At 64.7% G+C, this 26,356-nt stretch carries 21 protein-coding genes; 2 read left to right on the top strand and 19 right to left on the bottom strand.

Translation table 11 applies throughout. From position 1 onward, the window contains the following. Positions 1-44 precede the first annotated feature (44 nt). From AC1DIQ_RS14655 to AC1DIQ_RS14720, 14 genes are all read right to left on the bottom strand, one after another. Positions 45-1,340: a glycosyltransferase family 4 protein gene (locus AC1DIQ_RS14655; protein WP_121042545.1), complete on the bottom strand. Its 1,296-nt coding sequence runs from the start codon at positions 1,338-1,340 to the stop codon at positions 45-47. Continuing rightward, entirely contained in the window at positions 1,337-2,374 is a 1,038-nt protein-coding gene (locus tag AC1DIQ_RS14660; RefSeq protein WP_121042543.1) for a glycosyltransferase family 4 protein, read from the bottom strand. The genes AC1DIQ_RS14655 and AC1DIQ_RS14660 overlap by 4 nt, the downstream gene beginning before the upstream one ends. Beyond that, complete coding sequence (locus AC1DIQ_RS14665; RefSeq protein ID WP_121042541.1) at positions 2,371-3,411, bottom strand: glycosyltransferase family 4 protein; 1,041 nt, start codon at positions 3,409-3,411, stop codon at positions 2,371-2,373. Before AC1DIQ_RS14665 ends, AC1DIQ_RS14660 begins: the two co-directional genes overlap by 4 nt. Positions 3,412-3,413: 2 nt before the next feature. Then, positions 3,414-4,538 (bottom strand): DegT/DnrJ/EryC1/StrS family aminotransferase, encoded by a 1,125-nt coding sequence (locus AC1DIQ_RS14670; RefSeq protein WP_282259180.1) that lies wholly within the window; start codon positions 4,536-4,538, stop codon positions 3,414-3,416. Between the two features lie 4 nt (positions 4,539-4,542). Further along, entirely contained in the window at positions 4,543-5,175 is a 633-nt protein-coding gene (locus AC1DIQ_RS14675; protein ID WP_121042537.1) for an acetyltransferase, read from the bottom strand. Next, positions 5,172-7,595 (bottom strand): FkbM family methyltransferase, encoded by a 2,424-nt coding sequence (locus AC1DIQ_RS14680; protein ID WP_121042845.1) that lies wholly within the window; start codon positions 7,593-7,595, stop codon positions 5,172-5,174. Before AC1DIQ_RS14680 ends, AC1DIQ_RS14675 begins: the two co-directional genes overlap by 4 nt. After that, positions 7,570-8,328, bottom strand: coding sequence for an ABC transporter ATP-binding protein (locus AC1DIQ_RS14685; protein WP_121042535.1), 759 nt, complete (start codon positions 8,326-8,328; stop codon positions 7,570-7,572). The genes AC1DIQ_RS14680 and AC1DIQ_RS14685 overlap by 26 nt, the downstream gene beginning before the upstream one ends. A gap of 2 nt (positions 8,329-8,330) precedes the next feature. Next, on the bottom strand, positions 8,331-9,119 hold the full coding sequence (locus AC1DIQ_RS14690; RefSeq protein ID WP_121042533.1) for an ABC transporter permease: 789 nt from the start codon (positions 9,117-9,119) through the stop codon (positions 8,331-8,333). Continuing rightward, the gene (locus tag AC1DIQ_RS14695) at positions 9,119-10,477 is read right to left on the bottom strand and encodes a glycosyltransferase family 4 protein (RefSeq protein ID WP_282259190.1); all 1,359 of its coding nucleotides are present in this window, start codon (positions 10,475-10,477) and stop codon (positions 9,119-9,121) included. The genes AC1DIQ_RS14690 and AC1DIQ_RS14695 overlap by 1 nt, the downstream gene beginning before the upstream one ends. 52 nt (positions 10,478-10,529) lie before the next feature. Further along, complete coding sequence (locus AC1DIQ_RS14700; protein ID WP_461770666.1) at positions 10,530-11,732, bottom strand: cystathionine gamma-synthase; 1,203 nt, start codon at positions 11,730-11,732, stop codon at positions 10,530-10,532. 118 nt (positions 11,733-11,850) lie between these two features. Further along, complete coding sequence (locus tag AC1DIQ_RS14705) at positions 11,851-13,221, bottom strand: pyridoxal-phosphate dependent enzyme (RefSeq protein ID WP_102788976.1); 1,371 nt, start codon at positions 13,219-13,221, stop codon at positions 11,851-11,853. Between the two features lie 152 nt (positions 13,222-13,373). Then, positions 13,374-13,592 carry an HP1242/YdcH family protein gene (locus AC1DIQ_RS14710; RefSeq protein ID WP_121042527.1) on the bottom strand — a complete coding sequence of 73 codons (219 nt, stop codon included), beginning with the start codon at positions 13,590-13,592 and terminating at the stop codon, positions 13,374-13,376. A gap of 364 nt (positions 13,593-13,956) precedes the next feature. Continuing rightward, positions 13,957-14,838: a coiled-coil domain-containing protein gene (locus tag AC1DIQ_RS14715; RefSeq protein WP_282259245.1), complete on the bottom strand. Its 882-nt coding sequence runs from the start codon at positions 14,836-14,838 to the stop codon at positions 13,957-13,959. A gap of 14 nt (positions 14,839-14,852) precedes the next feature. After that, complete coding sequence (locus tag AC1DIQ_RS14720; protein WP_183073797.1) at positions 14,853-15,236, bottom strand: DUF4398 domain-containing protein; 384 nt, start codon at positions 15,234-15,236, stop codon at positions 14,853-14,855. A 98-nt stretch (positions 15,237-15,334) separates the two neighbouring features. On the opposite strand from AC1DIQ_RS14720, the gene AC1DIQ_RS14725 reads away from it, so the two are divergent. Beyond that, a complete protein-coding gene (locus AC1DIQ_RS14725) occupies positions 15,335-16,462 on the top strand; it encodes a PilT/PilU family type 4a pilus ATPase (RefSeq protein ID WP_121042525.1) in 1,128 nt (375 codons plus the stop codon). A 68-nt stretch (positions 16,463-16,530) separates the two neighbouring features. Here the strand turns inward: AC1DIQ_RS14725 and maiA are convergent, their stop codons facing one another. Beyond that, entirely contained in the window at positions 16,531-17,184 is a 654-nt protein-coding gene (gene maiA, locus AC1DIQ_RS14730; protein WP_282259203.1) for a maleylacetoacetate isomerase, read from the bottom strand. 20 nt (positions 17,185-17,204) lie between these two features. Next, positions 17,205-18,194, bottom strand: a complete 990-nt coding sequence (locus AC1DIQ_RS14735; protein WP_121042521.1) for a fumarylacetoacetate hydrolase family protein — start codon at positions 18,192-18,194, stop codon at positions 17,205-17,207. A gap of 488 nt (positions 18,195-18,682) precedes the next feature. On the opposite strand from AC1DIQ_RS14735, the gene AC1DIQ_RS14740 reads away from it, so the two are divergent. Next, the gene (locus AC1DIQ_RS14740) at positions 18,683-20,083 is read left to right on the top strand and encodes a DEAD/DEAH box helicase (protein WP_259261745.1); all 1,401 of its coding nucleotides are present in this window, start codon (positions 18,683-18,685) and stop codon (positions 20,081-20,083) included. A 69-nt stretch (positions 20,084-20,152) separates the two neighbouring features. On the opposite strand, the gene AC1DIQ_RS14745 is transcribed toward AC1DIQ_RS14740, so the two are convergent. The 3 genes from AC1DIQ_RS14745 to AC1DIQ_RS14755 form a co-directional block, all read right to left on the bottom strand. After that, positions 20,153-22,459, bottom strand: a complete 2,307-nt coding sequence (locus AC1DIQ_RS14745) for a TonB-dependent hemoglobin/transferrin/lactoferrin family receptor (protein ID WP_478050289.1) — start codon at positions 22,457-22,459, stop codon at positions 20,153-20,155. Between the two features lie 178 nt (positions 22,460-22,637). Beyond that, entirely contained in the window at positions 22,638-23,489 is an 852-nt protein-coding gene (locus AC1DIQ_RS14750) for an EF-hand domain-containing protein (protein ID WP_478050290.1), read from the bottom strand. 250 nt (positions 23,490-23,739) lie between these two features. Then, a complete protein-coding gene (locus AC1DIQ_RS14755; protein WP_478050291.1) occupies positions 23,740-26,322 on the bottom strand; it encodes a M14 family zinc carboxypeptidase in 2,583 nt (860 codons plus the stop codon). Between the last annotated feature and the right edge of the window lie 34 nt (positions 26,323-26,356).

Consider the following 26,356-nt stretch of genomic DNA (forward strand, 5'->3'; position numbering starts at 1 on the left):
TTCCTCGAAAAAATGCGGTGGCGGGCATGCTGTCCTGTAGGGGTTCACAGGGAAAACATGCGCTCCAGGGTGTTGGTGACGTTGGCAGCAGCCTTGCTGTTGCCGGGCAGGCCCATTCTACCCAGCTCCCGGCCCAGTTCCTGCGCATTGAACAGGTAGGGCTCGGCTGCGATGAACCCGGGAATGACCTGCTCTAGGCCGTCTACGTAATTGGATGCGGAAAACTCACGGGCCGCCCAGGCCGCAGCGGCCAAACCTATCCTGCGGGCATGCTCGCGCTCGCGGTCAACGAACTGGAGGTGGCCAAGCAGTGCGCCTTCCGGCTCGTGAGTGCCCACCTTGAGAACGTATTCATCAGGCAATTCAGCGTAAAACCCAGCGTCGCTGACAATCACCGGTGCGCCGGATTGCATGCCCTCGATAGCGGACGCGGATGCGCCCTCAAGGGCTGGGTCGCGAAGGCAGCAGATAACATCCGCCTCCGCCATGCCTTCGTGCAGGCGTTCATTGCTCACCCTCCCTTCAAAGGTAAGGCCGGTGAACCCGACTTCACTACAGACCTGCTCAAGCCGTCGGCGTTCGCCATCGTCGACCGGGCCCAGCACACGATAGTCGGTGCGCGCGGCCAGCGCAGGATCACGCGCCAACGCGCGAATGACCCGGTCGATACGCTTGTTCGGATTGACCATGCCAAAGGTGCGAACCGCCAGCGGGCCGCCAGCAGGCGTTACAGCCCGGCTATCAAGGTCAAATGCCTCGACCGGGTATGCCAACGACAGTTTGTGCACCGGACCAGCACACGAGTTCCGCACCCGCTCGCCATAGAACTCGGAGTGGATGATGCAGCCGAGCGTGTCGCTGGTGATCCATTCGGTCAGTGGAAAGTGCTGGGTGGCGCGCTCAAGGAGGTTTTCCCACGTCGCAGTTGCGCACAACTCCCCGGCCTTCTCGCCGTACATCCCGGTGATCAGGCGCGCAGCGTGATGCGAACGATGATTGGCGAGCAGCCAACCCCAGAAGAAATTGAGCACGCACCAGTCGTGTAGTACCGCAACATAAGGTCGCTTCTGCGCAAGTTCGAACAGGCCACCGTGATAGGCAAAGTGATCGCCAACATTGGCAATCACCAGGTCCGCCTCGTGCAGCCAATGGTGTTCTTCCTCCGATCCGTGCACGAGCACGCACGCATTCTCACGCGGGGGAAGCTCCGCATCGGCACCGACTTCGGTGCGGTAGATCGCAACATGGTGGCCTCGACCACGCAACTCGGTAACCACCGCCTGGCTGTAGCGTGCGATGGCCGAGTGCTCGGAGTATGGGGTGGCCCAGATGATCTTCATCGGGCAAGCGCCTCCACGGTCGTCGTCCAGTTGATGTTCTTGCCTGTCCAGTGCGCATGCGCAGCATTGCCCAGCTCGACAGTGCGCGCGCGGTTGGCGAACAGCTCAGAAAGCGCCGCAGCAAGCTGGTCGGTATCATCGTCGCAGACCCACCCATGCACGCCATCATGGATGAGTTCGGTGAGGTCGCCTGAATCGTTGACGGTGAGCACCGCCTTGCGGGCTTGGCAGGCCTCCATCGTGACGTAGCCATAGGAATCCTCCGCGAACGGAAGATAGGCGCAGGCCAGCGCATTGTTCGCGTAGTCGGCAATCTTCTGTCGGGGCAGGAAGCCGATGTCCAAGGTGACCCGATCGCCCAGCCGATGCTTCTCAACCAAGGCCCGCAGACGATCAGCGTCCCCCGGTGTATCGGCCGGACCGGCGATCACCAGCCGCCCCGTGCCGGGCAACCGCGCCATGGCTTCAATCAAGCGGTGCTGGCGCTTGCCCGAGTTGATTCGTCCACCCGCAAAGACATAGTCGCCGTATGGTCCACCGGGATACATCGTCTCGTCGTTCAAGGGCGCGCGAAGTACCGTAGATTGCAGCCGGTTGTAGTGCAACAGCCGTTCCTGCACGGTGCGCCCAACCACGAAGATGTCCTTGACCGGCTCGAAAGCCGCGTTGTCGGCCTCCATGATGGCTGCACGGATCTGGCGCCCTTCCGGCGTGTCCGCGATGTTGCTTTGCCCCGCATCCCACAGGTCATAGGCCTGCCGATACTGGTGCGCCAGCCACAGCACTTTCTCCGGGAATGGAATCATGTATGCGGGAAACTTCATCGCAATAACACGGTCCACGTTGTTTATCTGCATGTTCCGGCACATCACCATCTCTTCGACGATGCGCTCGGCCGGCTCCCACGTGAACGGGACGCGCAACAATTCGGACTCATGGCCGGCCTTGCGCAGGTTGAGGACCAGTTGGTCCGCCAGTTCCTCCGCACCGCCACGCATGCCCGGAACCATATTGTTAACAACCAGAATCTTCATGACAGCAAGCGCTCCACCACATGGCTCCAGTCGATTTTCAGCTCGCTGACGCGGGAATGGGCCTCTTCTCCCATCGCCCGGGTTTTCTGGCGATCCGTCCACAACTGATCGATCGCCTCGGCCAAGGCCCGCGGATCCGGCTCTGCCACCAGGCCATTGCGTCCGTGCTGGACGAATTCGAGGACGCCGCCGGAGTCTGTGGTCGTCAGCAGAGGCTTGTGCGAGTGGGCCGCCTCGAGAGAGGGATAGCCGTACGAATCTTCGTCCTCGGGCAGGTACGCGGCGGCAAGCGCAGTCGACAGCCAGCCCGCCTTTTCATCCTCGGTGATCCAACGCTCAACGAACGTAACCTTGCTCTCCAGCCCATTCTCGGCAATGTACTGGCGCATAGTCTCGCCGTACGCTGGATTGCTGCCCGTTCCGCAGATTCGCAGCCGAACCGGCGTACGCACATGGGAAAAAGCCTCCAGGAGCAGGTGCTGGCGCTTGTGACCTTCGGTTCGACAGATGTAAACGATCTCGTCGCCTTGGCCGGCGTCGCTGAAACGGCGGGTGTCGTGCAGCGGCGGGTACAGCACCTCCGGCTCCAGCCCGTTGTAGCGCTTGACACGGTCAGCAACGACCTGCGAGTTGGAGAACAGGCGATGCGCTTCGGACAGGCCCACGGTGTCAGCGCGAACGATTGCGTCGCGCAGGGCGCGATGGCGTGCGTCGTCCGGGAACCCGCGGTGTGGGGTTTCCCAAAGGTCGTAGAAGCGCCGGAAATGATGAATGAACCAGATCACCTTTTTGGGGTGCTGGATCAGGTGGGACGGTGGTCGCGTGGTGATGATGCGATCCACCGACTGACTCAGGTCCATCATCCGGTACGCGCTCATCTGGCGAAGCAGCGTCTCCGGACGCTCTTCGCTCATGGGCAGGTAGATCAGCTCCACTGTGTGCCCGTGCTCGCGCAGACGCTGCTCCAGCCATTCGACGATGAAACGCGCGCCGCCGTTGACGAAGGGTACGAACGATGAACAGATCGCGATACGCAACGTCAGCGACCTGCTTGGCGGATGGCCGATACCAGCGAGGCGACAATCCTTTCGATGTCCCCGGCGTCCAGCTGGGCATGAGTGGGCAGGTTCACGCCGCGCGCAGCCTGGTCATTGGCCACTGCGAATTCGGCGCCGTCCTGAAGGTAGGGAGGAAGCACGTGCATCGGGTAAAACACCGGTCGGGTTTCAACGCCATCTGCATCCATGAGGCGCATGACCTCATCGCGCTGGGCGTCGGACAGTCCCGTGAGCAGCACGGTATACATCCAGTACACGTGGTGGGCGTAACTGGCCACCACGGGGCGTTCGATGATGTTTGTGTGCGCGGCAAAGGCCTGGTCGTACCAGCCTGCGATCTTCTGGCGCGTTTCCAGCGCTTCTTCGATCCGCTCCATCTGCGCCAGCCCGATCGCCGCGGCGACGTTGGTCATCCGGTAGTTGTAACCCACCACCGGGAACCAGTAACGACGCTTGGGATCCATGCCCTGCCCACGATACAGGCGTAGGCGCGCGGCCAGATCGTCGTCATCGGTGGTTACCATCCCTCCTTCGCCGGTGGTGACAATCTTATTGCCGAAGAAGCTGAAGGTTGCGCAGTCGCCGATACCACCGACACGCTTGCCGTTGTACTCGGCGCCATGCGCCTCCGCAGCGTCTTCGATCACTTTGAGGTTGTGTCGGCGCGCGATCTCCATCACCGGGCCCATGTCCGTCGGGTGGCCATACAGGTGAACCACGATGATGGCCTTGGTGCGGGGCGTGATCTTAGCTTCGAGCTTAGCCGGGTCAATGTTCATCGTGCCCGGTTCGGAATCGACCAGCACCGGCTTCGCATTGCAGTAGGCGACAGCATTGGCGGTGGCGATATAGGTAAGGGTCGGGATCAGAACCTCGTCACCTTCGCCAATGCCCAGCGCCACCAAAGCCAGGTGAATTGCCGTGGTGCCATTGTTGATGGCTACAGCGTGGCGGACGCCGCAGAAGTCAGCGAAACTCTTCTCGAACCTTCCAATGAACTCGCCGGCCGATGAGATCCAGGTCGAATCGAGACATTCGTTCACATATTTTTTCTCGTTTCCGTTCAGACTAGGAACGGCAACGGGGATCCGCTTTGTCGACAACATTGGATCAATCCTTTTTCGAAATTTGTCGGGCCGGTACTCCCACCCACGTGCTTGGCGAGCCAATGTCCCGGACAACCACAGCGCCGGCGCCAACGATGGCACCTTCTGCAATGGTGATCCCTGGGATCGCGCGTGAACCGACCCCCATGAACACCGCGTCACCGACCGTCACGGTGCCAGCCAGCGCACTACCGGGGGCAATATGGGCGAATGCGCCAATCTGGCAATCATGATCGATTGACGCATTTGTATTGATTATAGCGAAATCGCCGATACGCGCATCCGCATTGATCACGGTCCCTTCCATGATGGCGCAGCCTTTTCCCAGCGACGCCGACGGGGAGATGACCGCGGTTTTCCCAATGGCGTTGACGATTTCAAAGCCCATCGCCTCCACTGTTGCAGCCACCTTGCGGCGCAGCCGGTTATCTCCTAGCGCGACGAAGGCAGCCGCAACTCCATCGGCGGCCAGCACGGGCAGTACGGCTGCCTCGGCACCGAGTACGGGCACCCCATTGACAACCTGGCCTTCCCGCCCGGCATCAAGGCAGGCAACCACCTCGTGCCCTCCCGCGCGCAGAAGATCGATAATGACCTTGGCATGCCCGCCGGCGCCCACCACGGCGACCCTGGTCATGTGCCCGCCCGACCGGGAATTCCGGGCCATGCCACATCGCTGCCATCACGACAGAGCAGAATGTTGGAACTTACTCGCCCCGCGAGTTCTCCGAACGCGGAGAGGCGCTGGCAGTGCCCATTCAGGTCGTCGATGAGATACAGCTCGAACCCATGCTCGGCACGCATCTGCTCCCAATGGTCGGGCGCCGTCCCCACGCGTGCGAGATGGGATTCCGCATATTCTGCAATGATGCCAACGTGTGGATTCTGCTCGATCAAACGGGTCATGCCGGCAATGACGTCCAGCTCGGCCCCTTCGACATCGATTTTGACCAACTTCACCGTACCTGCGGGCACCAATCCATCAAGGGTCCGGATGTCCACCCGTACCTCTTCGACGGTTTCCTCATCCAGGGGATACAGGGAGCTGTGCCCTGCCACAGATGCAATGTGGAATGCGTGACCAACCTCATCGCGGGCACCTGCTGCGAAGGGGAACACCGTGACCCGATCCTCCACTCCGCTCAGGCGCAGCGACGTACGCAGATGCTGGACAGTACGCGGCATCGCCTCCACCGCTACCACCCGTCCTTCCCTCCCGACGCGACGCGCCGCAACCACGGTGTGCAGGCCGATATTGGCGCCGACGTCCACGAAGAAATCGCCGGGGGCGAGCACTGCCTCCAGGAAGAGGCGAAGGCCCCGCTCCACGTCCCCGAACTCCGCCAGGCACATCGCCAAGAGGTCATCGTGCTCGTCGCATGAGAAGTACCCGAAGCCGGTCGCGATGAGCCAGCCATGCTGGGCACGCAGCACCCGCCTATTGCCTGTGGCATGGCTCGAAACCATCGCGGGCAAAGCTTCCAGCCCGCGACGCTGGGCATCGAGTTTTTCATGCGCAGCCACCAGAACGTCTACCGCTTGTGCCGTCTGCAACCCGATTGCATCCAGTTTTTCGTGGGCGGCAATGAACATCGCCGGCAGGCTGGCTGCCTCCGGGTCAGCTGCGCCACCGTGTGCAATCAGGTTGCTTAGCTGATCGGCCTGTTCCTGCAGACTCTCGCCAAGCCCCGTCTGGGCCACGGCGATTGAACGCACCAGGTCGTCCAGCCTGGCCAGTGCCGCAGCATCGTCATTCGAACGCCCCTTGCTTATGGAGACATCAACCACTTTCTGCATCGAGTCGTGCAACGCCGCATGGGATTCACGCCAACGGTGGTCGACGGCATTCATGAGATCCAGAAGGTCAGCCTGGCGGGCAGTCAGCTCTCCCACACCCATCCCGAACCGCCGTTCGTGATCGGTGCGCAGCTGCGCCATACGCTCGTCCAACGTGCGCATGCGGGCATCCACGGCGTCGAAAGCTTCCACCAGGGCCTGCTGGGTCTGCTGTTTCTTGCGCAGTGTTTCGACGAACTGGTCGTAATTGCGCGCCAAGTCCGACGTACTGCTGGCAAGCGCGCCTAGCCCCTGGGCATGGTCCCCACGCGCGGTATCGATCGACATCAGGCGCGCGTGGTTCTGCTGCAGCTGCTGCATGATGGCATCGCCGCCTGACATGACGCGCTCATGTTCGGCCCGCTTGGCCGCCGCGTCGAGTTCAATCTCACTGACCCGTTGGGCCAGTTCGCGGGTCTGCCGCGCGGAATCCAGGCGAATCAGGTCCAACTGCTGCTGCATTCCCTGCAGTGAACGCGTGACGCGACGCATCCAGCGCGCGATTCGAACCAGCGGATTCCTGTCGATCAGAACCTTTCGCCATAGGGGACCACGGCTGGCCAGCGCATGGATCACCTCACCCGGCGAGCGGGGCGGCGACAGCTCTTCGACTGCTGCAGCGCTGGGAACGTCAACACCCGACGGGTTGACCACCGGCGCAGCATCCTCCTCCTCGTCCGACTCAGCACCCGCGGAAAGGCCGATGTCCACGATCCGAATGGACCTGAGCTTAAGCCCCAGCAATCGATGATCGTCCCCCATGTTCAGTGCGTTGGGGGACATCGGATTGGCGATCTGAAACTCAATGGAAACGCCCGGTGACCGACCGACTTTGCCAAGTTGGCAATCGGCTTCGATCTGCATCCATCCGGCCCCGCTGCCAAGCACCTGGTTCGGCGGCCCGCCATTGACGCTGATCGCCACCAGCGCGCGATGACCGGGCACCTGGAAGAGCATGGCGCCTATCACAACGCGGTAGCGCCGATTGACCTTGGCAGCACGCATGCGGACGTCCACCCTGGCTACTGCCGCGGTTGACCATACGCCGTCTTCCTCCGGAACCGCGAAGCCGCGCATGGTCAATGCCTCCGTTCCCGAGTAGCGAGCATTGGAGATCTCGACCTCCTGCCCGGGCGCAAGGAAACCGTCGGTGGCGCGCGACTGCACCGCCTTGTCCGCCGCGGATCTGACCGCGTTACCCAGCCTGAGATTCAATGCCATAACCTTCCGTTGTCAGCTGTGAGACCGGGATTTCGCGAAGCGTGCCGTGGTTGAGCACGAATACGCGGTTGCAATATTCGGCGATTGTGTCCATCGAATGCGAGGCCAGGCAGAAGATCTGGGAGGACTTGATGAAGTTGTGCATGCGCGCCGAAGCACGCTCCTTGAACGCTTCATCGCCAACATCGAAAACCTCGTCAACGAGCAGGATATCGGGTGTGGTGCAGGTCGCCACGGCAAACATCAGGCGCATGGCCATGCCGGCCGAATAGGTGCGCACCGCCAGCTGGAGGAAATCGCCCAAGTCGGTGAACTCCTCGATTTCCGGAATGCGCGCGTTGATTTCCTTCAGGGTGAGCCCGAGCATCAAGCCCATCCGGCGGATGTTTTCATACCCGGACAGTTCCGGGTCCATGCCGGCACCGACTTCGAGCATGGTGGCGACCCGGCCAACGCGCTCGATACGGCCTTCCAGCGGGGTGTAGATGCCGGCCATGGTTCGCAACAAAGTGCTCTTGCCTGCGCCGTTGTGGCCGACGATACCAATCGCATCGCCCTGCTTGAGGGAGAAGGACACATTGTCCAGTGCGGTGACCTGGGTAATCTGACCACTGCCGGCCTGCAGGCGGCCACCGGTGGCGATGCCCATCATCTTCCGGCGCAGCGACAGGCTGTGCGAGTTGTAGATGGGATAGCGGAGGGTAACGTTCTCGAAATTGAGCTTGGCGGTCATCATCAGATCCAGAAAGGCAGGCGCAGCTTGGCTTTGTGCAGGAACCAGAACGCCACGATCCAGCCGACGACAGCGCCGACGACCAACACCACGTACGTGGTCAGGGACGGTACGTGACCCAGCATCGGGGCGCGCAGCACTTCTATCAGGTAAGTAAAGGGATTGAACTCAAGGATCATCGAGGAGAACGGAAGGTTCTCCAAGCGGTACATGACCGGACTGATCAGGAACAGCATCGGCATGATCGATGCCACGCCGTACTCGAGGTCGCGGTAACGAGCGCCCATCACGCCGAACGCGAACGAGAGCCAGAGCATGTTGGCCATGACCAGCAGCAGGCCGGGAATGAACAGCAGCGTGTTCCAGTTCACCTCGATCTTCATGAACACTGCCACGATCACGAAGACGATCAGGCTGTGCGCGAAGTTGACCACATAGCGAATCACGATGCTCATCGGATGGACCGACAAGGGCATGACCACGTTACGGATGATCGACGCCTGCCGGACGAACAGCCCGCAGCTTTCGATCAGTACCCCTGCCAGCATCTGCCAGATGATCAGGCCGGCGGTAAGGGTAGGAATGAATTTTTCCCGGTCAATGTTGAGCAGCTGGCTCCACAGCAGGCCCAGACCGACCACGCCGACGGCGGTGGCCAGCGACTGCCAGAACGGCCCTAGCACACTGCGCCGGTAGCGCGCCTGGATGTCCCCCTTGGCAATATGGAATGAAACTTTGGCCCCCTGGATACCTTCACGAAGGTCCTTGAAGGTGGCGGAATAGCTGTGCATCAGTTTGATCCTTCCTGGCGGGAGGGGGGAACGGTGGACGGGGTGGAGATCAGTCCGCGCTGCTGGTGGATCTGTTCGATCCGGGCGATAAGCGCGCGCGCTGCGCGTTCGGGCGACAGCGTCTGCAATACCGACTCACGGGCGCGTTCGCCCATGGCCAGAGCAAGCTGGGGCTCGTCGGCCAGCCGGCGCATCCAGCGCGCCGCGTCGACCACGTCCGCCGCTGCCCAGCGCTGGCCTTCATGGTGCGCATATTCGCCTTCCATGACCGGTACCAACGTGTAGTCGACCAGAGCGCTGTTCTTGGCATCCATGAACTCCATGTTGCCGGACCAGCCAGTGCCGATGACCGGCTTGCCCTGGGCCATGCACTCGGCCAGGCCGAGGCCAAATCCTTCCGCATGGTGCAGCGATACATAGACGTCGGCGCAGCGCTGCAGCGCCTGCACGTCAGCGCGGTCAAGCACCTGGTCGCGCACCACGATGCGCGGATCGCCCGACGTCGCGTCCAGCAACAGCTGCAGGCGCTCGGGGCGACGATAACCGTTGCTGGTTTTGATCAGCAGCTGCACGCCCTTGCGCTCGGCCGGGAACGCCTGCTGGAAGGCCTGGATCGCAGCGAACGGGTTCTTCCGGTGTACGTAGGAGTTGAAGTCGAACGAAGTCAGGAACACGAAGTCGCCCGACGCAATGCCGAAGTCCTCGCGCTGCAGGCCACTGTCGCCGACATCACTGAGAGGCAGCGGAACGCACAGGATGGGCTTGTCGGTAACCCGCGCGAAGGCCTCGCCGACGTAGCGCGATGCAACTAGGACTTCGTCGACCTGCTGCAGCGCCGGCAGCCAGGTCGAGGGGATGTTCTCAAGTTCCCAGAACCAGCACGCAATGATGTAGCCACCCTCCAGGCGGGCCTTGCCAATCTGATCAAGTGCAGCGTCCAGGAAATCAGGATTGATGAAGACCAGATGCACCCGATGTGGCGCCGCGTCGCTGATGTATGCGTCGAGACTGCGATCATTCCAACCGTGCGGCAAGTTGATGTCCACGTCCACCAGCGCGGCGGGATAACGTGCCCCCAGCAGCGCGCGGGAGTACAGACGCGCGCACTCGGCCAGGCCGAATTGACCGCGCAGGTAGGCGAACACGTTGACACCGTGTCCCGCCCAGGCGGGGTCGGCCTGCCCGAAGAAGTGCACCGGCGCATCGGGAACCGCGTGCCGGCGCTGTTCCCAGCGGTCTTCATTCTCAAAGCGACAGTACACCGGCTCCGGGGGCGCCATCAGCCGCCCGGTCACCCGGTTGCGCAGCGCGGCCGGCACGAGCCGGTATATCGCCCTCAACCAGGCCTGGCTGACCACCCACTGCACCAGGCGATGGCGCAGCGGAACCATGACAGTGGGATCGGCCATCTCAGCCGACGCCGCCCGATCCGGCCGACAGAGCCGTCTCCAGATCCACCTGCAGATCACCCAGGTCTTCCACGCCCACGCTCAGCCGCACCAGCGCATCACTGATGCCCAGCTTTTCCCGACGTTCCACCGGAATCGACGCATGCGTCATCACCGCCGGATGATTCACCAGGCTTTCCACGCCACCCAGCGACTCGGCCAAGGTGAACAGTTCGGTCTTCTCGCAGAAGCGCTTGGCCGCCTCGTAACCGCCCTTGAGGACGATCGAGACGATGCCGCCGTAGCCGTTCATCTGGCGGGTCGCCAGCTCGTGCTGCGGGTGCGAAGTCAGGCCGGGATAGATGACCTTCTCCACGGCCGGGTGCTTTTCCAGCCACTGGGCCAGGGCCAGCGCGTTGGCGCAGTGCGCCTTCATGCGCAGCGGCAGGGTCTTCAGGCCGCGCAGCGCCAGGAAGCTGTCGAACGGGCCCTGCACGGCGCCGATGGAGTTCTGCAGGAAGGCCATCTGCTCGGCCAGTTCGGCGTTGTCGCCGACCACGACCATGCCACCGACCATGTCCGAGTGCCCGTTGAGGTACTTGGTGGCCGAGTGCAGGACCAGGTCCGCGCCCTGCTCCAGCGGGCGCTGCAGCATCGGCGAGGCGAAGGTGTTGTCCACCACCACCAGCAGGTTGTGGCGCTTGGCGATCGCAGCGACTGCGGCGATGTCCACGATCTTCAGCATCGGGTTGGTCGGCGTCTCGATCCAGACCATCTTCGTCTGCGGGGTGATCGAGGCCTCCAACGCGGCCAGGTCGGTCAGGTCGACGAAGCTGAACTGCAGGCCGGCGGTGCGCTTACGCACGCGCTCGAACAGGCGGAAGGTCCCGCCGTAGATATCGTCCATCGCCACCACGTGGCTGCCGGCATCCAGCAGCTCCATCACGGTGGAGCTGGCGGCCATGCCCGAGGCGAACGCGTAACCGCGGCTGCCGCCTTCCAGGGAGGCCACGCAACGTTCGTAGGCGAAGCGGGTGGGATTGTGGGTACGCGAGTACTCGAAGCCCTGATGCTCACCGGGGCTGGACTGGGCATAGGTGGAGGTCGCATAGATCGGCGGCATCACCGCGCCGGTGCTCGGATCCGGCGACTGGCCGCCATGGATCGCCAGCGTGGCCAGGGCGAGCGAGCGGTCGCCGTGCCCGGAAGAAGCGTGATCGGACATGTTGTTTCCCAGCAATAGAAGCCCCCATGGGGGCTCCGCAAAAGGAGCGGAAGTCTATCAGCGGCGGCTTAATCGGCCGTTGACGCGGATAAACAGGAATTCATTGCGACGCAGACGCTTACTGTACCCGCCGGCGCAGGTAGTTCAGCAGATCGATGCGGGTGATCAGGCCGAGGAAATTGGCGCCGTCCATGACGATGGCGACCTGGCCGCGGTCGAACACCGGCAGCAGGGCCTCGATCGGGGATTTCACGTCCAGGCGATCCAGCTTGCTGACCATCGCGGTGGCAACCGGGTCGCGGAAGCGGGCTTCGTCGCCGTACACATGCAGCAGCACGTCGCTTTCATCGACGATGCCGACCAGCTGGTCGCCGTCCATCACCGGCAGCTGCGACACGTCATACAGCTTCATGCGCTGGTAGGCGGTGGTGAGTAGATCATTAGGACCGATCACGACGGTGTCGCGCTGCCCGTACGGGCGCAGGATCAGGTCGCGCAGGTCGCCCGACTGCGGGCGCTCCAGGAAGCCGTTGTCCAGCATCCAGTAGTCGTTGTACATCTTGGACAGGTACTTGTTGCCGGTATCGCAGACCAGCACCAGCACCTTCTTCGGGGTGGTCTGCTCTTTGCAGTACTTCAGCGCCGCGGCCAGCAGGGTGCCGGTCGAGGAACCGCCGAGGATGCCTTCCTTGCCCAGCAGCTCGCGTGCGGTATGGAAGCTCTCGGCATCGCTGATCGCGTAGGCCTTGGTGACGCGGCTGAAATCGGCGATCGAGGGCAGGAAGTCCTCGCCGATGCCTTCCACCAGCCAGCTGCCCGACTTGTCGTTGAGCACGCCGTCATTGATGTATTCGGCCAGGATCGAGCCGACCGGGTCGGCCAGGACCAGTTCGGTCTTCGGCGAGAGGGTGGAGAAGGCGCGCGACAGGCCGGTCATGGTGCCGGAGCTGCCACAGCCGAACACGATCGCGTCCAGGTCGCCGTCCATCTGCGCCAGGATTTCCGGGCCGGTGCCGAATTCATGGGCGGCCGGGTTGTCCGGGTTGCCGAACTGGTTGATGAAGTACGCGCCAGGGGTTTCCTCGGCCACGCGCTTGGCCATGTCCTGGTAGTACTCCGGGTGGCCCTTGGCCACGTCCGAACGGGTCAGCCGCACTTCGGCGCCCATCGCCTTGAGATTGAAGATCTTCTCGCGGCTCATCTTGTCCGGCACGACCAGGATCAGCTTGTAGCCCTTCTGCTGGGCGACCAGCGCCAGGCCCAGGCCAGTGTTGCCGGCGGTGCCCTCGACCAGGGTCGCGCCCGGCTTGAGGTCGCCACGCTGCTCGGCGGCTTCAATCATCGACAGGCCGATGCGGTCCTTGATCGATCCTCCGGGATTGGCACTCTCGAGCTTCAGGTAAAGCTCGCAGACACCGGTATCCAGGCGCTGGGCCTTGACGATCGGGGTCTGGCCAATGAGTTCGAGTACGGAGGAGTGGATTGCCATCGGTTCACATCGATTCGCGCCGCAAGGCGGCCGGACCGGTGATTATCCGACGGTTGGCGGCGAAAGTCAGGTTGCCGCGTTCATAAGCGGCGCGGACGGCACCGGTCGACGAGGAGACCGGAACCGCCCGCGACGTAGGGCGGTAAGGGGGGTCAGTGCACGGGGGAGGCGTACATCCGTTCCAGTCTCTGCTTGGCCAGCAGCTTTTCACGCTTCATCTGTCCCAGGGTGAGGCTGTCTATCGGAAGCACACCCAGCTCGGCATCCATGCACTTCTTGTTCAACTTCTGGTGCCGTTCGTAGAGCGCCTTGAATTCCGGATCCTGCTTGCGCCGTGCGTCGATATCGCTCTGGGGCTGACCTTCAAACATGATGAACCTCCTATCGCTTCTGCAGAAACAAGAACGCCCCGGCCTGACGGCACGGGGCGCTGCTTGGGGCGGAGTGACGGGCAACCCTGACCTGCGAACCCGCAGCGGCGTCCAGTACTGACTGGACCTGCGACTGCTGTGATTCGTGGCGCTGGTGCATTGCCGGCCCTCCTATCGTCCGGGCCGCGGAAGGCGACCCGGACAACTGACCCTACGCTTGCTTCGGGGCCGGTTCAACCCTTTCAAACGATATCGTCGACCCCGCCTAAGCAGGGTTCAGGCTGAACGCGCAGAACAACGAAAATTAAACAAAAACAACCAGTTGCGTCATGACCCCCGATCATGACGCAGCACCGGCCCGGCATCAGGGCGCGATGATGACCTCCGCCGAGCGGGCCTTGGTCGCGGCGGCCTTCTTGCCGCTGACCTGCAGCCGGCTGGCACTGACACCGGCAGCCACGAGCGCATCGCGCAGCGCCTCGGCGCGCTGCTGCCCGACACCGGCCGCAGCGTCGTACGCCTCGATCCGGACCCGGCCCTTCTTGCCGATGTTCAGGTACTCGGCCAAGGCCTTGGCCTGGCCCTTGGCGCCGCCGGACAGGCTGCCCTTGCCGGCTGCGAAGGCGTCGCCATTGAAGGTGAATACTTCGCCACGGCTGTCGAATTTGGAGCCCGGCAGCTTGCTGCCTGCCACCAGCTCGGCTTCTTCGCGGGCCAGCTTGGCCGCGTTCTGCTGGGCCGCGCTCAGGCGGGCGGTCTGCTTGCCGGCCACGCTGGTCAGCGCGGTTTCGGCGTCCTGGCGGGCCAGGGCTTCCTGTTCGGCCGCCTGGCGCAGGCGTTCGCTTTCCTCGGCCTGGATCTGGGCCTGCACGCGCAGGCGCTCGGCTTCCTGGCGGGCCCGCTGGGCGTCGCGGCGGCTGGCTTCGATCAGCAGCTCGCTGCGGGTGCGTTCAAGCTGATCGACCTCACGCTGGGCCAGGGCGGCGCGGACGCTGGTTTCGGCGATCTCGACCCGGCGCTCGGCCAGGTAGCGGGCCTGGTCCAGATCCCGGCGCTTGGCCTTGGCCAGATCGGCCACGGCCTGCTGGGCCTGCAGGCGCTCGAAGGCGGCCAGCTGGGCCGCATCCGGATTGGCCTGGATCGCCATCAGGCGCTGGGTCAGCTGGGCCACGGCCGGGTCATCGGCGGCCTGGACCAGCACCGGCAGGCTCAGGCTGGCGGCCAGCAGCAGGCAGGGCAGGCGCATCTTGGTGGACATCATCAGCGGTCTTCCCCGGTGGCGAGCTGGCGCTGCAGCTGGCTGACTTCATTGCGGCGCAGCTGCAGCTGGGCGGTGGCGGTGGCTTCTTCGCTGCGGGCGCGGGCCAGGTCGGCATCGACGGTGGCGCGAACGGCCAGCATCGGCGCGTTCTTGCGCTCCCGGCGGTCGCCAGCGGCACGCTGGGCCTGCTCGAGCCCTTGGCGGGCCACGGCGATCAGGTCCGGGGCGTACTGGTCGGCATCGGCCTGGGTGGCCTTGTCGACCGCCTGCCGGGCCTGCATCAGTTCCAGGGCGCCATCCTGCGCTTGTGCGGCACCAGAGAGCGCGAATGCGCACACCGTCACATACAGGGCCCGTCGTATTTGTGCGAAGCTAGGTTTCATTGGGGGTGCCGTCGCCAGAAGTTGTGTGCACGGCCATTGTCGGAAGCCTGCGGTGCGCTTGCAATGGCAAGCCGCTGATTGTTGGGGAAACATTTCGCATGGATATCGGCTATTTCCTGAAGCTGATGACCGAAAAGAACGCGTCGGACATGTTCTTGACGACCGGAGCACCGGTATACATCAAGATCGAGGGGAAACTCTATCCGCTGGGCAATACCGGGCTGCCGCCCGGGATGGTCAAGAAGATCGCCTACTCGTTGATGGATGAAGGCCAGGCCCCGCAGTTCGAGCGCGAGCTCGAGCTCAACATGGCCATTGCCCTGCCCGATGCCGGGCGCTTCCGCGTCAACGTGTTCAAGCAGCGCGGCGAGGTCGGCATGGTGATCCGTGCGATCCGCAGCAAGATCCCCAGCATCGAAGAGCTCAACCTGCCGCAGGTGCTCAAGGACGTCATCATGACCCCGCGCGGGCTGGTGCTGGTGGTCGGCTCGACCGGCTCGGGCAAGTCCACCTCGCTGGCCTCGATGATCGACCACCGCAACAGCACAACGACCGGGCACATCCTCACCATCGAGGACCCGATCGAGTACCTGCACAAGCACAAGATGTCGATCGTGAACCAGCGCGAGGTCGGGCTGGACACACATACCTTCCACCACGCGCTGAAGAACGCGATGCGTGAAGCGCCCGATGTCATCCTGATCGGCGAAATCCTGGATGCGGAAACCATGGAAGCGGCGATCGCCTTCGCCGAAACCGGGCACCTGTGCCTGGCCACCCTGCACTCCAACAACGCCGACCAGACCATCGAGCGCATCCTCAACTTCTTCCCTGAGAGCGCGCACCGCAACGTGCTGATGAACCTCTCGCTGAACCTGCGCGCGGTGGTCTCCCAGCGCCTGGTCAAGGGCAAGGACGGGCGCCGCCTGCCGGCCACCGAGGTGCTGATCAACACCCCGATGATCCGCGACCTGCTGCGCCGCGGCCAGGTGCACGAGATCAAGGCGGCGATGGAAGCCTCGCTGGAAGAAGGCATGGAGAGCTTCGACCAGTGCCTGTTCCGGATGGCCAAGAACGGCATCATCGAGCAGGAGGAGGCGCTGCGCGCGGCCGACTCGCGCGATGGCCTGGCGCTGAAGTTCCGGCTGTCCGAGGGCGGCAACGAGCACGATCCGTACGCGGATTACTCAGCCAGCTCGGCACCGGCGATCACGCACGGGTTCTGACGGTGTAGGCCCCACCGTTGGTGGGGGCAATTGACACGGCGCATCGAGCAACGGTCGATGCCTGCCCCTCACCCTGCGTCGATCTGGTTCTCCGGCCGCGCCGCGTCGAATGCCGGCAACGCCAGGCACGCCACCTCGATCCGCTGCAGGGTCGGGTACGGCGCCAGCGCCAGGCCGAACCGGTGCGCGTTGTACAGCTGCGGCACCAGGCAGGCATCGGCCAGCCCGGGCTGCTCGCCATGGCAGAACGTCCCCGTCGCGGCATGGCCGGCCAGCAGCGTTTCCATCGCCGCCAGCCCCTCCGCCATCCAGTGCAGCGTCCATTGCGTGCGCGCCTCGGCGCTGGCCTGCAAGGTGCGCTCCAGGAACTGCATCACCCGCAGGTTGTTCAGCGGGTGGATGTCACAGGCCACCAGCTGGGCCAGCGCACGCACGCGCGCCCTGCCCTCGGCATCGCCGGGCAGCAACGGCGTGGCCGGAAACACCTCGTCCAGGTAGTCCAGGATCGCCATCGACTGCTGCAGCACCCGCTCGCCATGGCGCAGCGTCGGCACCAGTTCCTGCGGGTTGAGCGCGGCATAGGCCGCGCTGTGCTGCTCCCCGCCCTCGCGGACCAGGTGCACCGGGGTGATCCGGTGCGGCAGGCCCTTGAGGTTCAGCCCGATGCGCACGCGGTAGGCCGCGCTGGACCGCCAGTAACTGAAGAGTTCGATCGGTTCCATGACGGTCTCCGCCCCCGCGATCAGGGCTTGGCCGCCTGCTCGATGCGCTGCTCGATCGCACCGAAGATGCTCTCGCCGGCCGCGTCGAACATCTCGATCCGCACCACATCACCGAAGGACATGAACGGGGTGCTCGGCTTGCCGTCGCGCAGGGTTTCCACGGTGCGCTGTTCGGCGAAGCAGGAGGCGCCCTTGCTGGTGTCTTCGTTGGCGATGGTGCCCGAGCCGACGATCGCACCGGCGCCCAGCGGGCGGGTCCTGGCCGCATGCGCGACCAGCTGGGCGAAGTTGAACTGCATGTCCACGCCTGCTTCCGGCGCGCCGAACCAGGTGCCATTGATGTGCGTGACCAGCGGCAGGTGGACCTTGCTGTCCTGCCAGGCCTCGCCCAGCTCATCCGGGGTGACGAACACCGGCGACAGCGCCGAACGCGGCTTGGACTGCAGGAAGCCGAAGCCCTTGGCCAGCTCGCCCGGGATCAGGTTGCGCAGCGAGACATCGTTGACCAGGCCGATCAGCTGGATGTGGCCGGCCGCCTGCTCCGGGGTCACGGCCATCGGCACGTCGTCGGTGATCACCACCAGTTCGGCTTCCAGATCGATGCCGTAGTCCTCGCTGACCACCTTGACCGCATCGCGCGGGCCGTAAAAGCCAGCGCTGGTGGCCTGGTACATCAGCGGATCGGTGTAGAAGCTTTCCGGCACCTCGGCGCCACGGGCGCGGCGCACGCGGGCCACGTGCGGCAGGTAGGCGCTGCCGTCGACGAACTCATAGGAACGCGGCAGCGGGGCGGCCAGTGCCTGCAGGTCGATATCGAACACGCCGTCGGCGTCGCCGTCGTTCAGCGATTCATACAGGGCGTTCAGGCGCGGCGCCAGGTGACTCCAGTCTTCCAGTGCCTGCTGCAGGGTCACGGCGATGCCGGTGGCGCGCACGCCTTGGCGCAGATCGCGCGAGACCACGATCAGGGTGCCGTCGCGGCCGCCTTCCTTCAAAGAACCAAGCTTCATGGGTGGGTATCCGGGATCGCGAAAATAGGTTTCAAGTGTAATCAAATGCGCGGTCAATCCAAGTCGCACTGCGCCAGAACGACGATAGCTCATGCGAATGATGCTGACGGTGTCGCTTGCGAAGGCCGCCCGGCCAACGGCCGGTCGCTACGGATTGCTAGGGGTCCCGGGCAGATCCGGATACGTCCGCAGATCCTCCCAAGCTGAACAGGGGGGTTTGGTATGGGTCTCAAACATCCGTTAGACTATCCGGGTCTGCAGCGGCCGTCCGTTTCCCTTCGGGATCGCCGGCGATATGGATCAAACGATCCGTCGCCCGCCCCCACTCCGACGCCATTCGTCATGCATTCCAGTCTGCGCACCGCGTCGACTGCACCCAATTCTCGCAGCGCGGTTTACGGGAACGCTCCGAGTCAGCCGATCACATTGATCTGCCTCGCGTCCGGCCATTCGGCCTGGCGTTACTTTGTCTTTGGAGCTTCCACCCGATGTCTTTTGAATCCTTGGGCCTCGCCCCGTTCCTGCTGCGCGCGTTGGCCGAGCAGGGCTACGAAACCCCCACCCCGATCCAGGAGCAGGCCATCCCGCTCGCCCTGGAAGGCCGCGACCTGCTGGCCGGCGCACAGACCGGTACCGGCAAGACCGCCGCGTTCGGCCTGCCGCTGCTGCAGCACCTGGGCACCAACCCGCAGGCCGTCGATGGCCCGCGCCGCCCGCGTGCACTGGTGCTGACCCCGACCCGCGAGCTGGCCACCCAGGTGCATGACAGCCTGCGCGGCTACAGCAAGTACCTGCGGATCCCGAGCGCCTGCATCTACGGCGGCGTCGGCATGGGCAACCAGTTCGACGTGCTGCGCCGTGGCGTGGACCTGCTGGTCGCCTGCCCGGGCCGCCTGATCGATCACATCGAGCGTCGCAGCGTCGACCTCTCCGGCATCGAAATCCTGGTGCTGGACGAAGCCGACCGCATGCTCGACATGGGCTTCCTGCCGTCGATCAAGAAGATCCTCGCCAAGCTGCCGCGCCAGAACCGCCAGACCCTGCTGTTCTCGGCGACCTTCGAAGAGAGCATCAAGCAGCTGGCGCTGGAGTTCATGCGCAACCCGGAGCAGATCCAGGTCACGCCGAAGAACACCGTTGCCGAGAACATCAGCCACCGCGTGCACCCGGTCGATGGCCCGCGCAAGCGCGAGCTGCTGCTGCATCTTCTGGCCCAGGACAGCCGTGAGCAGACCCTGGTGTTCGGCCGTACCAAGCACGGCTGCGACAAGCTGGCCATGTTCCTGGACAAGTCCGGCATCAAGACCGCGGCGATCCACGGCAACAAGAGCCAGGGCCAGCGCCTGCGTGCGCTGGGCGACTTCAAGGCCGGCCGCGTGACCGTGCTGGTCGCCACCGACATCGCCGCGCGTGGTATCGACATCAACGAGCTGCCGAAGGTCATCAACTATGACCTGCCGATGGTGGCCGAGGATTACGTGCACCGCATCGGCCGTACCGGTCGTAACGGCTCGACCGGCCAGGCGATCTCGCTGGTGGCGCAGGACGAAGCCAAGCTGCTGCGCCAGATCGTGCGCCTGCTCGACAAGGACATGGACATCCGCGACGTGCCGGGCTTCGAGCCGCAGACCCCGATCCGCTGGGGCAACAGCGCGCCGGGCAAGGCCGAACTGCCGGGTGGCGATCGTTCGCCGCGCAAGCATGCACGTCGCCCGCACGCCGAGGCCCCGCGCCACGCCCATGCCGGCCCGAAGAAGGCCGGTGGCGGTCAGCGTGATGGCGCCGGCCGCGGTGCACCGCGCGGTGGCCAGCCGCAGGGCCAGCGCCGTGGCGGTGGCAACACCGGCGGCGGTCGCAGCCAGGGCGGCGGTGGCGGTCGCGCCAGCTGATTCCTTCGGGCATCGCTGAAACGCAACAAGGGCGACGCATCTGCGTCGCCCTTTTTTTGTGTCTCTGCCTCAGAAGCTGTAGGCCACCGTGATGCGTGCATTGCGGCCCGGCTCGCTGTAGCGGCCGATGCCTTCATCGTTGACGTAGCCGTACAGCGTGTTGGTGCCCTTGTTGATGTTGCGTACGCGCTGCCAGAGGTAGTATTCCTCGTTGGTCAGGTTGTAGAAGCCGGCACTGAGCTTCCACTGTGGGGTGACGTTCCAGGTGCCGTACAGATCCAGCACGGTGTAGCCGTCGGCCTTGTCGACGAAGGCTGGGGTGGTGACCCTGCCGGTGGTGGCATCGGTGGTGTAGGCATCCTTGGCCTTCTTGGCCACGGCATGGGTCACGCTGGCGGTGAGGTTCCACACCGGCGACGGTGCATAGCGCACGCCCAGCACGGCACTGGCCGGCACGATGCTCTCCAGCGGATCGCCGTTGCGCTTCTCGCCTTCGCTGTACGAGGCGGCCAGGCGCGAGGACCAGGCATCGCTGATCTGCCAGCGTCCTTCCAGTTCCACCCCCTTGACCGTCACTTCGCCCGCGTTGGTCGGCATCGTGTAGTTGCGCGAGTACAGCACCGGACCGGTCGCCGTCGTGCGGAAGCCACCCGGCACCGACTGCGCCAGGTTGGTGTACTCGATGAAGTTCTCGTAGCGGTCGCGGAACAGCGACAGGCCCAGCTGCGCCCGATCCGTGCTCCAGCGGTAGCCGAACTCGAGATTCAGGCTCTTCTCTGCGTCCAGGTCCGGATTGGACACGGTGTCGTTGAGCAGCAGCGGTTGGCCATTCTGCGCATTGATCACCTGGGTGGCGCTGGTCGGCGAATACATGTCCGCCACGGTCGGCGCACGGAAGCCGCGACCCACCTGCGCCCACAGCGCGTGGTCGGGCAGGAAGCGATACTCGACGCCGGCCTGCCAGCTCGGCGCGGCGAAGCTCACATCGCGCACGGTGCCGGTGCGATCCACGAAGGTGGCGTCCACCTGCGGCGAATAGTCGTAGCGGTCATAGCGTGCGCCGGCACTGAGGGTGAGCCGTTCGTCCAGCAGCTGCACGCTGTCGCGCAGGTACAGGTTCCAGGCGGTCACATCGGTCTTGGGGACCTGGCGCGGATCGATCTCGACCGAGGCCACGGCGCCCGCCGCATTCCAGCGCGTATCAACCGCGGTGAAGTCGATGTCGCGCTGCTGCCAGCCCAGGCCGTAGACGACGTCATGGCGCGCGCCGGCGGTGGCGAACACCTTGCTGAAATCGGCCGCGGCGCGGTCCAGCGTCTGCTTGGTCGAGCGGTTCTCGCTGCGCAGGCAGGGCGTAGTACCGCCCGGGCAGCCGCTGCCGGCCACGATGGTGGTGATGCCACGGCTGTCGGTCACCTGGCGGTCCACCTGCGCATCCAGGGTATCGAACAGCGCGGTGTCGGCCCGCCACTGGTAGTTCACGCCGTAGCGGTCGCGATCGTTGGTGTCATGGCCTTTGCGCGACAAGTAACCCGGTGCATAGACGCGCGACAGGTTGTCCACGTCGTTGGTGGCGCGGCCACGCTCGTACAGGAAGCCCAGCGTGTTGGCGTCGTCCAGCTGCAGGTCGAGCTTGCCGAGCAGGTTGTCGCGCGTGCTGTCGACCGGGTCCGGCGTGCGGCGGCCGACCCCGATGCGATCGTTCGTGGTGTCGTACCACGACTCGGATTCATGGCCTTCGCGACGGGTGTAGACCAGCATCGATTCGACGATGCCGGTGCGGTTGGCGAAGGTCAGCGTGCCCATGGTTTCGTCGTTGGCACCGGAGTACCCCGCCTTGAACCCGAGGTGGGTATCGTTGCCGCTCGCCTTGAGATAGTCAGCCGGGTCCTTGGTGGTGAACACCACCGCGCCCCCCAGTGCGCCGCTGCCGGCGCTGATCGAATCGGCACCCTTGATCACCGCCAGGCTCTTGAGCGTATCGATATCCACGTCGCCGCGGCCACCGCGGAAGAACTCGTAGGAGCGCGCGGTTTCCACCGATTCACCCAGGCTCAGGCCATCGACGGTGATCGCCACGCGGTCGCTTTCCAGGCCACGGATGTTGAAGCCGTTATCGCCGAAGCGGCCCATGTCCACGACGCTGACACCGGGGATGTAGCGGATCGCCTCTTCCATCGTGTTGGCCATCTCGTTGTCGAGATCGGCCGCGGTCAGCACGGTGACGTTCTGGTTGGCCGAGCGCGTTTTCCTGGCGCGCTCGGCCTGCACACGCACGGTATCCAGCGTGCTGGCATCGTTGAAGGTTTCAGCGTGCACGGTAACGGACAGGCTGGCGGCAACCGCCATGGCCAGCAGGGTGAGGGACGACGTCATGATCAGGCTCCGCAGGAGAGGTAGGGAATGGCGTGAGCGCCGCGGTTGGCGGCGGGCCGTTCCTGGCTGCGGCGATCGGTGGACCGAGCGGGGCTGGGAGGCGCAAGGACGCGCGGGGAATCGCGCGCCGGAATCATCGTTGGCTGATACGTGGGACGTTCACGGCACGTCCTGGCCGCTAGCGGTTGCCGTTGGCCGAGTGTGCGCCGGCAACCGGCTCGGGATCGCGTGCGTCGACGATGCCATCGCCGTTGCTGTCGGCACGATCAAACATGCGCTTGCCCGAGAGCTGGTACTCGGCGAACGTCATGCGGCCATCGGCGTCCTTGTCCAGCGAGGCGAAGCGCACGCGTGCCTGGCGCTCGGCATCGGCGCGCACGCGCTGGCGCTGCTGGTCCAGGCGGCCTTCGAATTCGGCGGTGTACTCAGCCAGCGACAGCGTGCCGTTGCCGTCGGTGTCGGTGGCGGCGAAGCTCGCTGCACGCACCGCGTCGAACTCCTCGCGATCCACCGCGCCATCCTTGTTGCGGTCGTAGAGTTCCAGCATGCCGTTGGCGGTATGCGAGGTCGGCATCTTCAGCGGATCGCGCGAAGACGCCGCGGCGGTCTCCTGCGTGGCGTTCTGCGACGTCTCGTAGCCGGCCCAGGTCCGTTCGCCGGCGGCATCGTACTCGGCTCGGCTGACCGCGCCGTTCTTGTCGCGGTCCAACGCCTTGAAGCGGGTGTCGGTCTGGCGCAGATGGCCGGCGCGTGCGTCGGCCAGACGCACGTCGAAGCGCTGCAGGTACTCGTCGACGTATTCCTGTTCGTCGACATGACCGTCGTGGTTGCGGTCGGTCTCGGCATAACGCTGTTTACGGAAGGCCTCGAACTGGGCCCAGCTGACGCTGTCGGTCCCATCGGTGGCGAACTGCGTGAGGAAAGCGGTGGCGGTCGGCGAGGCGGTGGCGGTCTTGCTGGCCGGCTGCGCGAGGACGGCCGGGGCCAACACCAGTGCCATCAGGGCAGCGGTGAGCGGAACGATCTTCATGGTGGTTCCCCTGGAGGGACGGCTGCGGGTCGAGCCGGCGGGCGCCATCCTATGCGTATTGCGAATGATTCGCAATACGGAAATTTCACATGGGGTGTGATGGGTGTCTGACAAACGGAAACAGCCGACGTTGGTCGGCTGTTGTTTGGGGGTTGGAAGCCCCGCCATCAGGTGAGTGTGGCGGAGCGGCGCGTCGCGGTGGGAACGGTCCGGAGCCGGCCGGCGGGCGGCACTACCGGTACCCGGGGTGTCAGCCGCGCGGCTTGGTCGGGTTGAGCTGGTTGCCGAAGAAGATCGCGTTCAACAGCAGGCGCTCGGTGCCGTGCCAGTACTTGCGGTGCGCCGGATCATCGGCGAACAGCACCACATTGCCCTGCCCCTGCGGCGACACCACCAGCCACGCGGCACCGGCGACCCGGCTGCGGTTGCGCTCGGAGAGGTAACCGTTGACCTTGGGCGCCTCGTCGATGCGCACCACGGTGGAGAAGGGGTTGCGGCTGGGCTGGAAGCTCAGGCCGTTTTCCTTGTTCACCGCCAGCTGCCGACGCGGTACGCCGAAGCCCAGCGGATGCGTGTTGTCCACGTCCGCGCTGAGGATGTTGCCACTCACCCGTTCGATCGCCGCGATGTCGCGCTGATCGCCGAACGCACGTCGTGCGGCTTCCGGTTCCTTCTCCTCCGGCCCCAGCACTTCGTCGCTGAGCTTCTGCTCGATCGCCCAGCGCGCGGCCGTGCCGTAGGTGATCAGCGAGCCACCGGCGTTGATCCAGCGCTTGAGCGCCGCCACGGCGGTGGCGTCCACGCCGGCATAGGTACCGCCGGCCAGGACAATCGTGGTGTAGCGGTCCAGCGTGATCTTGCCCAGTTGTGCCGGGTCGATCTTGCTGGCCGGCAACTGCACGTGCTGATCAAGCAGGAACCACGCCGAGCCGATCTCGGTGGCACTGACGCCCTCGCCCATCACCAGCGCCACCGCCGGTTTGCGCAGCGCCTTGACGCTGTCACTGCCCAGATCGATGCCACCACGGCTCTGCCCGCTGGACAGCGCCTGGATGTGCACCCCACTGCTGCGTGCGACCGCATCGACCGCGGCAAGCAGCTCGGCACCGGCCAGCGGCTGGCCCGCGACCGGCACCACCACGCTGCCATAGCCGAATGACTGCTCGCCCTGGGCGGTGGCTGCGGTGAACGGCTGGAAGGCCGCACGGGTCAACACACCCTTGGCCTGGAGTGCATACAGCGCGCGGCTGGCGTTGTAATCGCGCCAATCGAACACGTAGGCGTAGCCCGCTTGACCGCCGACCACGCCACCGTTGGCGGCCGGCACGCTGGCCACGCGCTCGCCACCGGCAATCCGGCTGCGGCTCGCGGCGAAGGCGATGCCGTAGGCCGGCGCGATCGCGTAGGAGGTGCTGCCGTAGAACACATCGCCCTTGATCGGTGGGGTGTCGGCGAAGATCGAATGCACGAGGCGGAACTGCGGCTGCGCGGCCTGGATGACGTACGCGCTGCCCGGCTCGAAGCGCAGCCCATCCACGGTGACCGGGGCGGTCAGCGCCTGCACCGTGATCTGGTGCTGCAGCAGCAGATCCAGCAGCCGCTGGGTCAAGCCCGGGTCGGCGGCATCACCAAACACGAAGGATTTCACCGGCTGCTGGTTGGCCTGCTTCAGTGCGGACTGGAAGAACTCCTTCTGCAGCTTCAGCAGCCCGTCGCGCTCGGTCACTGCGCCACGCACTGTGCCCAGTCCGGTGGCGACCTGATTGCGGATGGTGAAGCCGAAGGTCAGCAGGCCATTGACCGATTCCTGCACGCGGCCGCGGGAACTGGCCTGCTCCACGGTCACGCCGACCGCACCGTGGAAGTCCGGGTAGGTCGAGCCGTACACCGGCGAGAAGTTGTCGAAGTTCTCCCCGGTGTAATACAGCGAGCCCAGTGCATCCAGCGACTGGGCGTGGTATTTGGCCAGGGTCTTGTTGAAGTCATACGATGCCGCCGGAATCAGCGGGCTGTGCATGCTCGCCGGCGACGGCTCGAAGTAGTAGGTGCTGTCCTTGCCCATCTCGTGGAAATCGATCTGGACGTTGGGGTACCACTGGTGGAAATAGGCGATCTTCGGCCGCGTGTCCTGCTGGGTCAGCGCCAGCCAGTCGCGGTTGAGATCGGTGAAGTAGTGATTGGTGCGGCCCTGCGGGAACGGTTCGACATGTTCCTTGTCGGCCGGATCGGCCGAGGCAGGCGAGGATGCATAGGCGTTGTGCCAGCTCGCCGCGCGGTCGCGCCCATCCGGGTTCTGCGCCGGATCGAACAGCACCACCGCCTGCTGCAGCCACTGCGCGGTCTCCGCGCTGCGGCTGGCGACCAGGTAGTAGGCGGTGAGCATCGCCGCTTCACCGCTGGAGGTTTCATTGCCGTGCACGCTGTAGCCCAGCCACACCACCACCGGGCTGCTGCCGGCGGCCGAGAGCGGCTGCGCCGGATCGGCCAGGGTGACGTGCTGGCGGCGCAGCGCGTCCAGGTTCTGGAGATTCTGCGCCGAGGTCACCGTGGCAATCAGCAGCGGGCGGCCCTCGTAGCTGCGGCCGATTTCTTCGACCTTGATCTTGTCCGAGTGTTTGGCCAGTTCGTTGAAGTAGGCCACCAGCTGGTCGTGCCGCGTATAGCGGCTGCCGATCTCATAGCCGAGAAACTGCTGGGGCGTGGGCACGGCGGGATCAAAATCACCACTGCCCGGAAAGAAGTACGCGCTCTGCGCGGAGACAGGCGCAGCGAACACAGACAGCACCAGCGCCACCCAGGCGATGGGAGAGAACAGACGACGTTGCAAAGACACAGCGATTCCCCGAAAGACGGGCCGGTTCCTTCCG

The sequence above is a fragment of the Stenotrophomonas sp. 05L413 genome (assembly GCF_056397945.1).